Here is a 15,638-nt window from a genome sequence, read left to right as displayed (position 1 = left end):
GCCGTTCCGGCGCAAGCGCACTCGCCACCACAGGATGACGGAGCTCCCTCTGCTGCCTCGCGCGTGCGCTCACTCATCATCGCTCGTCCATCGGTTGGTTGCAGTCTGTATCACCCCCTTTTCACGGATGCCGGACTGCGGTTGCAAGAACGTGGCCATGTCGGTTGTGACCCTCTGCGGTAGATGCCAGAACATGCCCGCCCCGCATTTTGGCGCAGCCCGCACTCGACGGGTGAGGCAGGCTGCGGGCTGGGCCTGACATAATGTAGCCCACCGAGTTCGCTGCCCTGCCATGACCACTCCCGCCATGACCACACCTGCCAAACCCCTCGCCGGCCTAAAGGTTCTTGAGCTCGGCACCCTGATCGCCGGTCCCTTCGCCGCCCGCATCCTCGCCGAGTTTGGCGCCGAGGTGATCAAGATCGAGTCCCCTGACGGTGGCGATCCACTGCGAACATGGCGCAAGCGCTACGAGGGCACCTCGCTGTGGTGGTACCTGCAGGCACGCAACAAGAAGTCGGTGACGGTAAACCTGAAACATCCCGACGGGGTGGAGGTGGTGCGCAGGCTGGCAACCGAGGCCGACATCGTGGTGGAAAACTTCCGCCCCGGCGTGCTCGAGAAGCTCGGTCTGGGATGGGAAACCCTGTCGTCCCTGAACCCCGGGCTGGTCATGCTGCGCCTGTCGGGCTTCGGCCAGACCGGACCGATGGCGCAACAGCCCGGCTTCGGCGCCATCGGTGAGTCGATGGGCGGGTTGCGCTATGTGACCGGCTTTCCCGACCGCCCGCCGGTCAAGACCGGGATCTCGATCGGCGATTCGATCGCCGCACTGTGGGGGGCGCTCGGCGCAATGATGGCGTTGCGCCACCGGGAGGTGAACGGCGGTCAGGGTCAGGTGGTTGACGTAGCGCTGTACGAGGCCGTGTTCGCGATGATGGAATCGCTGGTGCCGGAGTTCGACGTGGTCGGCTTCGTGCGCGAACGCACCGGCAACATCATGCCCGGCATCACCCCCTCCAATACCCACACCACGAAGGACGGCCGTCACATCACCATCGGCGCCAATGGCGACGCAATCTTCCGCAGGCTGATGAAGGCGATGGGACGCGACGACCTCGCCGCGGACCCGACGCTGGCTGACAACGCAGGGCGCGATGCCCGCCGTGATGAACTCTACGCCGCGATCGACACCTGGGTCGCAGGGCGGGACGAGGCCGAGGCGCTCGACACGCTCGCCACCGCAGAGGTGCCGGCCTCGCGCATCTACTCGGTCGCGGACATGTTCACCGATCCGCAATTCCTTGCGCGCGACATGCTGCAGACCGTGAAGCTGCCCGACGGGCGCGACTGCCGCATGCCAGGCGTGATCCCCAAGCTATCGACAACGCCGGGGGGAACCGAGTGGATCGGCCCGGCGCTCGGCCAGCACACCGACGCGGTGCTGGAGGCGCTGGGGTATACGCCCGCCCAGATCGGAGCCCTGCACCAGGCTGGCGCCATCTGAACGGGACCCAATCCCGCAAGCGCGTATCGGCTTCTACCCCAAACTGCCGATAGGCGGCTGAGCCACATCAAGGCACATCGCAGGCGGAGGCGGACAATCGCCGCTTCCCCACCCTCGGAGCCACCATGTCCAGCGAACACTTCCCCGCCTTTTTCGACCGCGTCCCTCGCATCGTCGTGCGCGATCCACTGGCCGACTTTCTCGGTGCTGCCGAGGGCGGCGTGCTCGAGTATGGATATGCCGACGCAGTACGCCTCGCGGGCCACTCCTGCCCCACCGTAGCGTCCGCCTATGCGCTCGCCCACCACGCGATGACCCGTCTGTTTCCGGACGAAGTCCCCGTGCGCGGGACGGTCCGGGTGAGCTTCCAGCATCCACTCGACGAAGGGGTGACGGGCGTCATCGCAGCGGTAGTCGGCCTGCTTACCGGCAGCGCACAGGACGGGGGTTTCAAGGGAATCGGCGGACGCTTCGTGCGCCGCAACCTGCAAACCTTCGGCGCGCATGCGCAACCGCTGGCCCTGCGCTTCACGCGCAGCGACAACGGTGCAACGCTGGACGCCGCAGCAGAACTCTCGAAAGTGCCGCCGCACCCCGACATGGCTGCGCTGATGCAGGTATGCATGCGCGGTGCGCCCGATGCGGCCCAGGCAAGACGCTTCGGCGAACTCTGGCAGGCACGCGTGGAGCGGGTGCTGCTCGAGCACTGGAACGACCCCGAGGTGTTCCACTTCCTGGCCTGATGTGGCGGGCCGGGCACGCCTGCCTGCCGGGCCGCCCCGTTCCCCGCTGAACTACGCCGGCTCTGCTTCGAAGAAGCGGAAGGTGCCCCGCGTGCCGCGCTTGACGCTATACAGCGCAGCATCGGCACGGCGGATCAACTCCTCCGCGTCCGCCGAGCCATCCGGCCCGAGCGCGATCCCAACCGATGCGCCGATCTCTGCCGTCCCTTCGGGTAGCTCGAAGGGGCGCGCCATGTCGACACAGATGCGCTCCGCGACTTCCCTCGCATCATCGAAGCCGTTGACCTCGTCGAGCACCACTGCGAACTCGTCGCCCCCCAATCGGGCGACCGTGTCCGAGCCACGTACGCAGTCGCGCAGGCGGCGCGCCACCTCGACCAGCAGCGCATCGCCCGCCAGGTGACCGAAACGGTCATTGACACCCTTGAAGCGGTCGAGATCCACCAGCATCAGTGCAAAGCGGTCGCCATGCCGATGCGCCTTGGCCATCGCCGTCTGCAAGCGGTCGCTGAACAGACTGCGGTTGGGCAGTCCGGTCAGGGCATCGTGGTCGGCACGGAAGCGCAGCTTCTCCTCGGCCTTCTTGCGCGAGGTGATGTCGGTCATCGTGGCCACATAGCCTTCAAGCCCGTCGGGCCCGAGGATGCGCGTCACCGACATCCACTGCACGTAGAGATCGCCATCCTTGCGCCGATTCCAGATCTCGCCCTGCCACACGCCGTCGCGCCCCAGCGCTGCAAACATGCGCTCGAAAAATCCTGCATCGTGGCGACCGGAGCCGAGCATCGCGGGATTGCGGCCGATCACTTCGTCGGCACCGTAGCCGGTAATCTCCGAAAAAGCAGGATTGACCTGGACAACGCGGCCCGCGGGGTCGGTCACCATGATGCCTTCCGCCGTACTGTCGAAGATCGCCCGGTAACGTGCCTTGCTTGCGGCCAGGCTGCGCTCGCTGCGCTGGTGCATCTCCACCTCGGCGGCGAGGCAGCGGTTGGCTTCGGCGAGTTCGCCCGTGCGCGCGACAATCAGCTTTTCCTGTTCGGCATTGATGCCGCGCACGAAGCGCAGGTGGCGAACGTTGGCCCGCAACAGACCATGGATCAGTCCGGCAGTGAGCAGGAAGGCGACCAGGTAGAGCGCGGCCGCGCGTTGCAACAACTCGTCGCGGCGGGCGACCAGCACCCCGGCGGGCATGCTCACCGAAATACCGCCGCGGATGTCGCCAACCTCATAGCCCTGCGCGGCATGGCACTGCATGCAGGGCTCCTGCACGCGCAGCGGTGCCATGTAGCGATGCACCGGCGCATCGGCCTGCTCACGCACCAGTTCCAGGACCTCCGGCTCCCCGGCTTCGAAACGCTGCAGTGCGTTCTTCTCCCACAGGTCGGGCTGGTTTCCCGGGCGAATGGGGGTCAGGCTTGTGATATGCAAGCGAATGCCATCGCCGCGCGACGCGAGCTCCGCGATCTGGCGCGTCATGAAGGCAGGGTTGATCATGGTCAGGCGCTTGCCGTCCACCGTCTCGAGGTCACGTCCCGGGTGATCGAGATAGGGATTGGGCTGAGCCTTGTCGCCGACCGGCACATAGACGCCACCGTGTTGCGCATTCCATTCGCGCGTCGTCTGGACCAGCGAGAACAGTGCCGCCCCACGCTCACGCGCGATCGCGAAGACGGTGTCGTCGATCAGCCGCCGCTCAAGCGCGAACAGCGCTCCGAACAACACGGCACCACACAGATAGACGAGCCATATGCTGCCCGGCAAGTGGCCATCGCCGCTCGCCTGGACGGGGTCCATGACGCGTGCCGGAGCATTCATGGCGAGATTCTAACGGCAGTTGCAGCATCAGGCGCGCAACAGCGCCTGCGCGCGCGCAGCCGCCCCACCCCTCTCCTCGGCCTCTTCCACCTCCTCACCCAGAAACCCCCCACTCTGGTGCGCCCACAGGCGTGCATAGAGTCCCCCCCGGGCGAGCAGGCTGCGGTGGTCACCCTCCTCGACGATGCGCCCCTTGTCCATCACCACCAGGCGATCCATGGCCGCGATCGTCGATAGCCGGTGCGCAATCGCGACTACCGTCTTGCCTTCCATCAGGCGGTAGAGGCTCTGCTGGATGGCGGCCTCGACCTCGGAGTCGAGCGCACTGGTGGCCTCGTCGAGCAGCAGGATGGGGGCATCCTTCAGCATCACGCGCGCGATCGCGATACGCTGCCGCTGGCCACCGGAGAGCTTGACGCCGCGCTCGCCGACATGGGCATCATAGCCGCTCCGGCCATGCGGATCGGAGAGGCCCAGGATGAAGTCGTGCGCTTCGGCACGTTGCGCCGCAGCGATCATGTCCTCATCGGTCGCATCAGGGCGGCCGTAGAGAATGTTGTCGCGCACCGAGCGGTGCAACAGCGAGGTATCCTGCGTCACCATGCCGATCTGCGCACGCAAGCTGTTCTGGGTAACCCCGGCGATGTCCTGGCCATCGATCAGGATGCGACCCTGTTCGAGGTCGTAGAAGCGCAGCAGCAGGTTCACCAGCGTCGACTTGCCCGCGCCCGAGCGCCCGACCACGCCGATCTTCTCGCCCGGGCGAATGGTGAGCGTGAAATCGTCAATCACCTTCCTGGCCTGCGGGCCGGTTGCACCGTAGGCGAAACCCAGCTGCTCGAAGCGGATCTCGCCACGGCACACTTCCAAGGGCTTCGCCTCCGCGCAATCGACGACTGCATGCGGGCGCGACAAGGTGTTGATGCCGTCCTGTACGGTGCCCACATTCTCGAACAGCGCAGCCATCTCCCACATCACCCAGTGCGACATGCCATTGAGGCGCAGCGCCATCGCGCTGGCCGCCGCGACCGCACCGATGCCCACCTGGCCCTGGCTCCACAACCAAAGCGCAACCCCGCTCGTGGCAAGGATCAGCAGCATAGAAAGGCTATGGTTGATGATCTCGATGCCGCTGACCAGACGCATCTGTGCGTGCACGGTGTGCATGAACTCCTGCATCGCGCCGCGCGCATAGGCCGCTTCGCGCCCCGCGTGCGAGAACAGCTTCACCGTCGCGATGTTGGTGTAGGCATCGGTGATGCGTCCGGTCATCAGCGCCCGCGCATCGGCCTGCGCACGCGAAACCTTCGACAGTCGCGGCACGAACCAGCGCAGCGCGAAGCCGTAGAGCACGAGCCAGCCGAGAAAAGGCGCCAGCAACCAGGCGTCAAAGCTCCCGACCACCAGCACCATGGTGACGAAGTAGATGCTCACGAAGACCAGGATGTCGGTGAGGATCAGGCAGGTGTCGCGCACTGCGAGCGCGGTCTGCATGACCTTGGCCGACACGCGGCCTGCGAACTCGTCCTGGTAGAAACTCATGCTCTGGCCGAGCATCAGGCGGTGAAAGTTCCAGCGCAGGCGCATCGGGAAGTTGCCCGCCAGGCTCTGGTGCTTGAGCATGGTCTGCACCGCCACGAGCACGATACTGCCGAGGATGATGGCGGCGAGCAGCAACAGCGTACCGCCCTCGTCCGCCCACAAGTGCGCCGGCTCGACCTCGGCCAGCCAGTCGACCACACGACCGAGCATCGCGAACAGCAGGGCCTCGAAGGCACCGATGGTCGCGGTCAGCAGCATCATGCCGAGGATGAAGGGCCGCATCCCCTCGGTGCCTGCCCACAGGAAGGCGAAGAAGCCGCGCGGCGCGGGGCCGGGAGCGGCTTCGGGATAGGGGTCGACGCGACGCTCGAACCAGCTGAAAGGCAAGGGTGTTCTCCGGGAGCAGTGCAGGCTGTGACAAGTGGAGTGTGCCGCGAGTGCCTGCGCCAATGCAAAAGGCCCCGCGCGAGGCGGGGCCGTGCATGCTTTGCGGTGTGGATCAGGCCGCCGGCGAGGTGCTGCGGATCAGGTGGTCGAAGGCCGACAGCGAGGCCTTGGCCCCTTCGCCCATGGCGATGATGATCTGCTTGTACGGCACCGTGGTGCAGTCGCCCGCGGCATAAATGCCCGGCACCGAGGTCTGTCCCTTGGCGTCAACAACCACCTCGCCGAAGCGCGACAGCTCGACCGTGCCCTTGAGGAAGTCGGTATTGGGCAGCAGGCCGATCTGCACGAAGATACCCTCGAGCTCGACGCGGTGCTCCGTACCCGAAACACGGTCCTTGTAGTTCAACCCGTCAACCTTCTCGCTGCCGGTCACTTCGGTGGTCTGCGCCGACTTAATCACGGTGACGTTGGGCAGGCTGTAGAGCTTCTTTTGCAGCACGGCGTCGGCCCGCAAGTCCTCGGCGAACTCGAGCAGCGTGACATGGGCCACGATGCCCGCGAGGTCGATCGCAGCCTCGACACCGGAGTTGCCACCGCCGATCACCGCCACGCGCTTGCCCTTGAACAGCGGGCCATCGCAGTGCGGGCAGTAGGCCACACCCTTGCCGCGGAACTCTCTCTCACCCGGCACGTTCATTTCGCGCCAGCGCGCGCCGGTGGCGACGATCACGGTCTTGGCCTTGAGGCTGGCACCGTTCTCCATCTTCACTTCGTGCAGGTTCTCGCCCGGCAGCACGGCGGCGACACGTTGCAGGTTCATCACGTCGACGTCGTATTCCTTGACGTGCTCTTCCAGGCTGGCGACCAGCTTCGGGCCTTCGGTGTACTTCACCGAGATGAAATTCTCGATCGCCATCGTGTCCATGACCTGGCCACCGAAGCGTTCGGCCACCACGCCAGTGCGGATGCCCTTGCGTGCGGCGTAGATCGCCGCCGCCGCGCCGGCCGGGCCGCCGCCCACGACGAGCACGTCGAATGCCGACTTCTCGGACAGTTTCTTCGCGTCGCGCGCCGCGGCGCCGGTGTCGACCTTGGCGAGGATCTGGCCGAGCTCAAGACGGCCCTGGTCGAACTCTTCACCGTTGAGGAACACCGTGGGCACCGCCATGATCTGGCGCGCCTCGACTTCCTTCTGGAACAGCGCGCCGTCGATCATGGTGTGGCGGATCTTCGGGTTCAGCACCGCCATCAGGTTGAGCGCCTGCACCACGTCCGGGCAGTTGTGGCAGGACAGCGAGATATAGGTCTCGAAGTTGAGCTCGACGTCGAGGGCCTTGATCTGCTCGATCACATCGGCCTCCACCTTGGGCGGGTAGCCACCGGCCTGCAGCAGCGCAAGGATCAGGGAGGTGAACTCATGGCCCATCGGCAGGCCGGCAAAGCGCACGCGGGCTTCGCCGCCGCGCGGGCCGACCGAGAACGAGGGCTTGCGCTCGTCGTCGTCGCGGCGCTCGACGAGCGTGATATGCGTCGACTGCTCCACGACATCGTGCAGCAGCTCGAGCATTTCCTTGGACTTCGGGCTGTCGTCCAGCGACGCCACGATCTCGATCGGCTGCGTCACCCGCTCCAGGTAGGCTTTCAGTTGAGTCTTGATATTGGCGTCGAGCATGACAGGCTTCCTTGATTATTTTTTGAACGCTGGTGTTTTCAGCGCTGCGGATATGACGCAGCCGGCGTGTAGCCGGCTGCGTGGGCTTGCAACCCAGGCCGGATCGGCCCGGGGGAACTGCAGCGATCGTCTTAGATCTTGCCGACCAGGTCGATCGACGGAGCCAGGGTCTGCTCGCCTTCCTTCCACTTGGCGGGGCAGACTTCGTTCGGGTGGGCGGCCACGTACTGGGCAGCCTTGAGCTTGCGAACGGTCTCGGTCACGTCACGGGCGATGGCGTTGTCGTGCACTTCCATCGTCTTGATCACGCCTTCGGGGTTGATCACGAAGGTGCCGCGCAGCGCCAGGCCTTCCTCATCAATATGCACATCGAAGGCGCGGGTCAGCTGATGCGTCGGGTCGCCGACCAGGGCGAACTGGGCCTTGCCGACGGCGGCGGAGGTCTCGTGCCACACCTTGTGCGAGAAGTGCGTATCGGTGGTGACGATGTACACCTCGGCGCCAACCTTCTGGAACTCGGCGTAGTGATCAGCCGCGTCCTCGATCTCGGTCGGGCAGTTGAAGGTGAAGGCAGCCGGCATGAAGATCAGAACGGACCACTTGCCCTTCAGGTCGGCGTCGGTCACTTCGATGAACTTGCCGTTCTTGTAGGCTTGGGCTTTGAACGGTTGGACCTGGGTGTTGATCAGCGACATCTGTATTCCTCCGGTGAGTTGCGGTGAAGCGGTGTGTGAAAACTCGATGGACTAAATTTTAGACCTGTTCCACACATTGCTCTAATTGATTATGGAGATGCCATCGATTGGAATTCACTATGATCATCCAGCGCGATGTCCAAGCTGCCGCACCCCCATCTTCGCGCCAGGCCATCCGAAACGAATCTGCAGCACCCGGCAACTCAGCCTACATTTGGACGGATTAAAAGAAATCAAGCGCCGGCAAGATGCCTGCGCACCGAAATCACGGCGCCGAGCCAGCCGAGGAAAGCAGCGAACACCACGATGGCGACCGAAACCCGCCAGTCTGGCCCGCTGAGCAGGAAGATCGCCCCGTAGGTTTCCGCAAGCCGCGCCACCGGCTGCGCGAGCCCCGTTACACCTGCCCAGATCGTGCCCAGCGCGACAAGCCCGCCAAGCGCCCCCTGCAAACCGCCGAACCAGTAGAAGGGGCGGCGGATGAAGGGGTCGGTCGCGCCGAGCAGGCGGCTCACCGCGATCTCCTGGCGCTGCGTGAGGATCTGCAGGCGGATGGTGTTGAAGGTGACGATGACGAGCGCGAAGCCAAGCAGGCCAGCGAGCATCAGCACCGCCGAGCGCCCAAGGCCAATCAGCGCGTGCAGGCGCTGCACCCAGGCCGAGTCGAGCTGCACATGCGCAACCCTGGGCCAGGTCTGCATGTCCTGCGCGAGACGATCGAACAGTTCCGGCGCCTCGCCCCGTGGCGAGATCACGAAGGCGTCGGGGAGCGGGTTGGCCTGCAGGCCACCCAGCACGTCGCCCAACCCTGCCGCCTCCAGCTGGCGCAACCCCTCTTCGCGCGGCACGTAGCGATAGCTCGCCACCTCGGACTCAGCCTTGATCCGGCGTTCGATCGCCGCCACCTCCGCCTCGCTCGCACCCACCTCCAGAAAGACGCTGATCTCCGGACTGCCCGATACGCCACGCACGAGCGAGGCGACGTTGTCCAGCAGCAGATACCCGCCGCCGGGCAGCGAGAGCGCAATGCCCACCACCAGCGCGGACAGCAGTGTGCCCAGTGGTTGGGCGGCAAGCCTGCTCAGGGCATGGCCGATCGCGCGCAGATGCAGATACAGCCAGCTCGTCATGCGTACGCCTCCATCGCGGGACGCCCGGTCGGGCGCGTATCCTCGACGAGTTGCCCCTTGGCGAGCACGAGCCGCCGCGGCCGGCTGGCCGCGAACAGCGAGGCATCGTGGGTCGATACAAGCACGGTGACACCGGCCTCGTTGAAGGAGCGGAACAGCGCGGCGATCTCGGCCGCATAAGCGGGATCGAGGTGGGCGGTGGGCTCGTCCGCGATCAGGATCGAGGGCCGATTCACGATCGCGCGTGCAATGGCCACCCGCTGCTGCTCGCCCCCGGAGAGCCCCGCCGGCATCTCCTTGCCACGCCCTGCAAGCCCCACGCGCTCCAGCGCAGCAGCCACCCGCCGGGCGGCATCCCCCGGTGGGTGACCGGTAATCACCAGCGGCAGGATCACGTTGTCGTAAACCTTACGGTCGAACAGCAGGCGGCTCTCCTGCAGCACCAGGCCAAGATTTCGGCGCAGATAGGGAATCGCCGTCTTCGGCAGGTGGGAGACGTCCTGCCCGTTGATCAGCACGCGCCCCGAGGTCGGGCGTTCGATCACCGGGATGAGCTTGAACAGCGTGCTCTTGCCCGCACCGGAGTGCCCGGACAACACGACCAGTTCGCCGTGGCGGATCTCGAAGCTGACATCGGCCAGCGCCGTGTAGCCCCCCGCATAGCGTTTGGCCACGGCCTCGAAAACGATCATCTGCGCGCTTCCGCCCCGACCTTGACTGCGGCGGCGCCCGGCTCGAACAGGGCATCCACGAACTCCCGCGCCTTGAACGGCTGAAGATCGTCGATGCCCTCACCCACGCCGATGAAACGCAGCGGCTTCGGGCACTGGCGTGCGATCGCAGCCAGCACGCCACCCTTTGCGGTGCCGTCGAGCTTGGTCACCACCAGGCCGGTGACGCCGATCGCCTTGTCGAAGGCCTTTACCTGCGCGAGCGCGTTCTGCCCGATGTTGGCATCGAGTACCAGCAGCACTTCATGGGGGCCGGAGGGATCGGCCTTGGCGATCACCCGGCGCACCTTGGCGATCTCTTCCATCAGGTGCAGTTGGGTCGGCAGTCGGCCCGCGGTGTCGGCGAGCACAACGTCGATCCTGCGCGCACGGGCGGCATTGATCGCATCGAAGATCACCGCCGCTGCATCGCCACTGTCCTGCGCGACCACGGTGACATTGTTGCGCTCGCCCCAGGTCATCAGTTGCTCGCGCGCAGCCGCGCGGAAGGTGTCACCTGCAGCCAGCAGCACGCTCTTGCCCTGGGCCTGGAAGTACTTTGCGAGCTTGCCGATCGAGGTCGTCTTTCCGGAACCGTTGATGCCCGCGATCATGATGATGAAGGGCTGGTACCCCTCGACCCGCAGCGGCACCTCGAGCGGCGCAATGATCTCGTGCAAGCCGTCGGCCAGCGCCTTCTGCAACTGGTCGGCGGTCTCCAGCCGGTCGCGCTTCCAGCGCCGGCGCAGATCGTCGATCAGGTGCTGCGTGGCATCGACCCCGCAATCGGCCATCAGCAGTGTCGACTCCAGCTCCTCAAGCAGGTCCTCGTCGATCTTGCGCAGCCCGAAGAGGCTCGCCAGGCCGCCACCGAACTGCTGGCGGGTGCGGGCAAGGCCGGCCTTAAGGCGCTCGGTCCAGGATTTCTTCGCGGCCGGCTCAGCAGCGGGTGCTTCCAGCTCTGGCTCTGGCTCTGGCTCTGGCTCTGGCGCTGGTTCGGGTTCGAGTTCGGGTTCGGGCTCCAGCACAGGGCCGGGCTGCTCTGCCGCGAAAGCCGTCGACATCCGCACAGGGGGCTCGCACTCAGTCGCTGACGCATTCTCCGACACCGTGGCAGGTTCGCGCTCGACGGCGGGCTCAGCATCCCGCACCGCAGGAGGCAACTCACCGGCGGACGCGCCTTCGTGCGCTTGCGGCATGGCAGGCGCGCCCACGGCCGGATCGGAAGCTTCGGCCGTGCCGTCCAGCCGTCCGTCAGACGTCTCTGCGACGCCATCCACCACGCCCTCGGGCGACGGCTTCAGCCCCTCGCCGGACAGGTGCCCGGGCTCGGGCTGCACCTCGGAGGCTGCTTCGGCAGGCTCCACCGCCTCGGCAAGCTCCGGTGCCTTGGCGGCGTCGTCGGCCTTGCCGAACTTCTTCTTCAGGAAACCAAACATGAAACGCTCGGGTCAGAGGGGACGTTTTGCGTCGGCGCCTGCACGTCCGGCCAGCCTTGGGCGCGCGCCGCCGATCACGCTAAGATGCGGCTCCCCGGCCAGGCTGCGCAATGCGCGCCGGGCCTCGCGGAGTGCCGCGAATTCTAACAGATGCAGGACAACTCCATGATTCGCCACACCCTTGCCCGCACACTGCTCGCTGGCGCCGCAATCGCCGCGCTGACCGGCGTGCCCGCCCACGCCAACCCTTTCGAAACCACGCTCGACAACGGCATGAAGCTGATCGTCAAGGAGGACCGCCGCGCCCCCTCGGTGGTGCACATGGTCTGGTACCGCGCCGGCGGCATGGACGAGCCGGACGGTGTCTCGGGCGTTGCGCACGTGCTCGAACACATGATGTTCAAGGGTACGCAGAGCGTGGGGCCGGGCGAGTTCAACAGGCGCGTCGCTGCCGTCGGCGGGCGCGACAACGCCTTCACCGGCAAGGACTATACCGCCTACTTTCAGCAGATCCCGCCCGAGCATCTGGCGCAGATGATGGCGCTCGAGGCGGACCGCATGCAGAACCTGGTGCTCACCGATGACGAGTTCGCGCGCGAGATCGAGGTGGTGAAGGAAGAGCGGCGGCTGCGCACCGACGACCAGCCCCGAGCGCTGGTGTTCGAACAACTGATGGCTACCACCTACACCGCCCACCCCTATCGCCGGCCGGTGATCGGCTGGATGCCGGACCTCGAGGCCATGCAGCCCGAAGATGCCCGCAACTGGTACGCACGCTGGTACGCGCCCAACAACGCCTATCTGGTGGTGGTCGGCGATGTGAACCACGAGGAAGTCTTCCGCATGGCCACCGAACACTACGGCCGCATCCCGGCGCGCGCGCTGCCCGAACGGCGCATTTCGCCCGAGCCGGAGCAGCGCGGGCCGCGCAGTGCAATGGTGCGGGCACCGGCCGAGCTGCCCTATCTCGCCATGACCTGGCATGTTCCTGCGCTGCGCGACCCGGTCGCCGACCGCGAGGCGCACGCGCTCCAGGTGCTGGCCGCGGTGCTGGATGGCTACGACGGCGCACGCCTCACCCGCCGCCTGGTGCGGGACGAACGCCTAGCAGTCAGCGTGGGTGCAAGCTACGACACCGGAAACCGCGGCCCCTCGCTGTTCTATCTCTACGGTGTCCCGGCCGCCGGAACCTCGGTCGAGTCCCTGCAGCACGCCTTGCATGCCGAGATCCGGCGCATCCGCGACGAAGGGATCAGCGCCGAGGAGCTGACCCGAGTGAAGACGCAGGCAGTGGCCGCGCAGGTGTTCAAACGCGACTCGCTGATGGGTCAGGCGATGGAGATCGGGTACCTGGAGTCGGCAGGCCTCTCTTGGCGCGATGAAGCCGCCCTGCTCGAAGGCCTGCGCTCGGTCACGGCGGAGGAGGTGCAAGCCGTCGCGGCCCGCTACTTCAGCGACGACCGCCTCAACATCGCCCAGCTCGAACCACAGCCCCTGGAAGACAAGCGCCCGCGCTCGCCCTTCACCACGCTGCGCCACTGACACGAGGGAGGACTTCCATGATCGCTCGCCTTCTGCATCGCCCAACCGCCCGTCTCATTGGCGGCGTCCGCGCGCTCGCCCTGAGCCTCACGCTGAGCTTCGGGCTCGGTGCCACCTCCGCTGCGCTGGCCGCTCCGGAGATCCTCCACTGGACCGCGCCCACCGGTGCCCGCGTCCATTTCGTCGAGAGCCGCGCACTGCCGCTGGTGGACGTCCAGATCTCCTTCGCGGCAGGCAGCGCCCTTGACGCCGCGGACAAGGCAGGCCTGGCCAGCATGACGCACGCCTTGCTCGACGCGGGTGCAGGCGAACTGGACGAACAGACCATCGCCGACCGCAAGGCCGACCTCGGCATCCAGCTCAGTGGCGGTACCGACAACGATCGCGTCAGCCTGTCCTTGCGCAGCCTGTCGTCCGCGGCGGAGCTGGACGCGGCGATCGCGCTTGTTGCCGATCTGCTCGCCCGACCGAGCTTTCCCGAAGCGGTGCTCGAGCGCGAGCGCAGCCGCGCCGTCGCGGCCCTGCGCGAAGCCCTGACCAAACCCGCCACGCTGGCAGCTCGCCAGTTCACTGCCTCGCTGTACACAGATCACCCCTACGGCCGCCAGAGCACGCCCGAGTCACTGGCTGCACTCACGCGCGCAGATCTGGTGGCCTTTCACCGCAAGCACTACGGTGCGAACCGGGCGACGGTCGCCATCGTCGGCGATCTCGATCGCGCTGCAGCCGAACGTATCGCGGTGCGACTGACCGAGCGACTGCCTGCAACCGAGCCCGCCACGCCACTTCCGGATCCAGCGCCCGGCGGAGCAAGCATCCTACGGATCCCGCACCCGGCGGCGCAGGCGCACATCCTGGTCGGCCAGCTCGGCATGACGCGCGAAGACCCGGACTATTTCCCGCTCCTGGTGGGCAATTACATCCTGGGCGGAGGCGGCTTCGTATCGCGACTGACCACCGAGGTGCGCGAGAAGCGCGGCTTCGCCTACAGCGTCTATAGCTTCCTCGCCCCGCAGCAGGTCGCCGGCCCCTTCCAGATCGGCCTGCAGACCCGCGGCGGCCAGACCGAGGAGGCGCTCGACGTCGTGCGCGACACCCTGGCGCAGTTCATTGCGGAAGGCCCCACTGCCGACGAGCTGCAAGCCGCTCGCGACAACCTCGTCAACGGCTTCGGTCTGCGCCTCGATTCCAACGCCAAGTTGCTCGATTACGTCTCCATGATCGGCTTCTACGGACTCGCGCTCGACTGGCTGGATCGCTACCCGCGCGAAGTGGAGGCCGTCACCGCAGAAGCGGTGCGCGAAGCCTGGCAACGGCGCATTCGGCCCGAGCAGTTGATCACGGTGATCGCCGGAGGAGACGGCGACCGCAACGACGTTCCGCCACCGGCCGCGGGCGCGGAGCCCCCCCAGTGAGTCGCGTCCGCATCGTCGGCGGCACTTGGCGCTCGCGCCAGATCGAAGTCGCCGGCGTCACCGGCCTCAGGCCAACCCCCGACCGCGTGCGCGAGACCCTGTTCAACTGGCTGGGGCAGGATCTGCATGGGCAGCACTGCCTCGACCTCTTTGCCGGCAGCGGCATCCTTGGCTTCGAGGCGGCCTCGCGCGGCGCAGCAGGCGTGGTGCTGGTGGAGCGCGATCCGCGTGCGCTGGACGCACTGCACAAAGCCGCAAAGACCCTGCTGGCTTCGCAAGTAGAGATCGTCCGCGGCGATGCGGTAAGATTCGCCCAGACGACGCCGCGCACCTTCGACGGCGTCTTCCTCGACCCACCTTACAACCAGGGCTGGATCGAGCGGGTGTCACCCTGGCTGGACCGTCTGACGGCACAGGGAGGGTGGCTATATGTCGAATCCGAAGCCGTCATTGAACAGCTCGGCAACTGGCGCTCGGTCAGACAGGGCCGCGCCGGTCAGGTCCATTTCCACCTGATGCGCAGGGGCGATGAATGAAGCAAGCGATCGCGGTCTATCCAGGCACGTTCGACCCGTTCACGCGCGGACACGAGGATCTCGTGCGCCGGGCGTCGCTGCTGTTCGAGCGCGTCGTCGTCGCTGTAGCGCGCAGCAACAGCAAGAACCCGATCTTCAGCCTCGAGGATCGCGTGGACATCGCACGCGACGCGGTTTCTGCCTTCACGAACGTGGACGTTGTCGGCTTCGATTGCCTGCTGATGGATTTCCTCAAGCAGCAGGACGCCCGGGTGATCCTGCGCGGATTGCGCGCAGTGTCCGACTTCGAGTACGAGTTCCAGATGGCGGGCATGAACCGCAAGCTCTATCCGGACGTAGAGACGGTATTTCTGACGCCCGGTGAGGAGTTCATGTTCATTTCCGCCACGATGGTGCGGGAGATCGCCCGCCTCGGCGGCGACGTGAGCAAGTTCGTGCAGCCCAAGGTGCTCGCACGACTGCAGGAAAGACTCAAATCAAAGTAAACGCAAGGAAGCGAAGA

13 protein-coding genes are annotated in these 15,638 nt (G+C 66.2%); 6 read left to right on the top strand and 7 right to left on the bottom strand.

Features of this window, described 5'->3' with window-relative positions; genetic code table 11:
- Positions 1-307: 307 nt before the first annotated feature.
- Both ACUH78_RS07595 and ACUH78_RS07590 read left to right on the top strand, forming a co-directional pair.
- The gene (locus tag ACUH78_RS07595) at positions 308-1,507 is read left to right on the top strand and encodes a CaiB/BaiF CoA transferase family protein (RefSeq protein WP_418365210.1); all 1,200 of its coding nucleotides are present in this window, start codon (positions 308-310) and stop codon (positions 1,505-1,507) included.
- A 125-nt stretch (positions 1,508-1,632) separates the two neighbouring features.
- Positions 1,633-2,250, top strand: coding sequence for a hypothetical protein (locus ACUH78_RS07590; RefSeq protein ID WP_445333191.1), 618 nt, complete (start codon positions 1,633-1,635; stop codon positions 2,248-2,250).
- 51 nt (positions 2,251-2,301) lie between these two features.
- Here ACUH78_RS07590 and ACUH78_RS07585 read toward each other — a convergent pair whose 3' ends face one another.
- From ACUH78_RS07585 to ftsY, 7 genes are all read right to left on the bottom strand, one after another.
- The gene (locus ACUH78_RS07585; RefSeq protein ID WP_445333192.1) at positions 2,302-4,068 is read right to left on the bottom strand and encodes a diguanylate cyclase domain-containing protein; all 1,767 of its coding nucleotides are present in this window, start codon (positions 4,066-4,068) and stop codon (positions 2,302-2,304) included.
- A 27-nt stretch (positions 4,069-4,095) separates the two neighbouring features.
- The gene (locus ACUH78_RS07580; RefSeq protein ID WP_435750543.1) at positions 4,096-5,997 is read right to left on the bottom strand and encodes an ABC transporter ATP-binding protein; all 1,902 of its coding nucleotides are present in this window, start codon (positions 5,995-5,997) and stop codon (positions 4,096-4,098) included.
- A 112-nt stretch (positions 5,998-6,109) separates the two neighbouring features.
- Positions 6,110-7,669: an alkyl hydroperoxide reductase subunit F gene (gene ahpF, locus ACUH78_RS07575; protein ID WP_445333193.1), complete on the bottom strand. Its 1,560-nt coding sequence runs from the start codon at positions 7,667-7,669 to the stop codon at positions 6,110-6,112.
- 131 nt (positions 7,670-7,800) lie between these two features.
- Entirely contained in the window at positions 7,801-8,364 is a 564-nt protein-coding gene (gene ahpC / locus ACUH78_RS07570) for an alkyl hydroperoxide reductase subunit C (RefSeq protein WP_418365215.1), read from the bottom strand.
- 233 nt (positions 8,365-8,597) lie between these two features.
- On the bottom strand, positions 8,598-9,494 hold the full coding sequence (gene ftsX / locus ACUH78_RS07565) for a permease-like cell division protein FtsX (protein ID WP_445333194.1): 897 nt from the start codon (positions 9,492-9,494) through the stop codon (positions 8,598-8,600).
- A complete protein-coding gene (locus tag ACUH78_RS07560) occupies positions 9,491-10,186 on the bottom strand; it encodes a cell division ATP-binding protein FtsE (RefSeq protein ID WP_445333195.1) in 696 nt (231 codons plus the stop codon). The genes ftsX and ACUH78_RS07560 overlap by 4 nt, the downstream gene beginning before the upstream one ends.
- A complete protein-coding gene (ftsY, locus tag ACUH78_RS07555; RefSeq protein ID WP_445333196.1) occupies positions 10,183-11,643 on the bottom strand; it encodes a signal recognition particle-docking protein FtsY in 1,461 nt (486 codons plus the stop codon). Before ftsY ends, ACUH78_RS07560 begins: the two co-directional genes overlap by 4 nt.
- Before the next feature lie 165 nt (positions 11,644-11,808).
- On the opposite strand from ftsY, the gene ACUH78_RS07550 reads away from it, so the two are divergent.
- From ACUH78_RS07550 to coaD, 4 genes are read left to right on the top strand one after another with little or no spacing between them, the layout of a single operon-like run.
- Complete coding sequence (locus ACUH78_RS07550; RefSeq protein WP_445333197.1) at positions 11,809-13,185, top strand: M16 family metallopeptidase; 1,377 nt, start codon at positions 11,809-11,811, stop codon at positions 13,183-13,185.
- Between the two features lie 17 nt (positions 13,186-13,202).
- Entirely contained in the window at positions 13,203-14,600 is a 1,398-nt protein-coding gene (locus ACUH78_RS07545; RefSeq protein ID WP_418365220.1) for a M16 family metallopeptidase, read from the top strand.
- Entirely contained in the window at positions 14,597-15,136 is a 540-nt protein-coding gene (gene rsmD / locus ACUH78_RS07540; RefSeq protein WP_435750550.1) for a 16S rRNA (guanine(966)-N(2))-methyltransferase RsmD, read from the top strand. The genes ACUH78_RS07545 and rsmD overlap by 4 nt, the downstream gene beginning before the upstream one ends.
- Positions 15,133-15,621 carry a pantetheine-phosphate adenylyltransferase gene (gene coaD / locus ACUH78_RS07535; RefSeq protein ID WP_418365222.1) on the top strand — a complete coding sequence of 163 codons (489 nt, stop codon included), beginning with the start codon at positions 15,133-15,135 and terminating at the stop codon, positions 15,619-15,621. Before rsmD ends, coaD begins: the two co-directional genes overlap by 4 nt.
- The last annotated feature ends 17 nt before the right edge of the window (positions 15,622-15,638 follow it).

The sequence above is a fragment of the Thauera sp. ZXT1-4 genome (assembly GCF_052598215.2).
The sequence above is the reverse complement of the archived record's forward strand: the minus strand, read 5'-3'. Positions and strand labels throughout refer to the sequence as shown.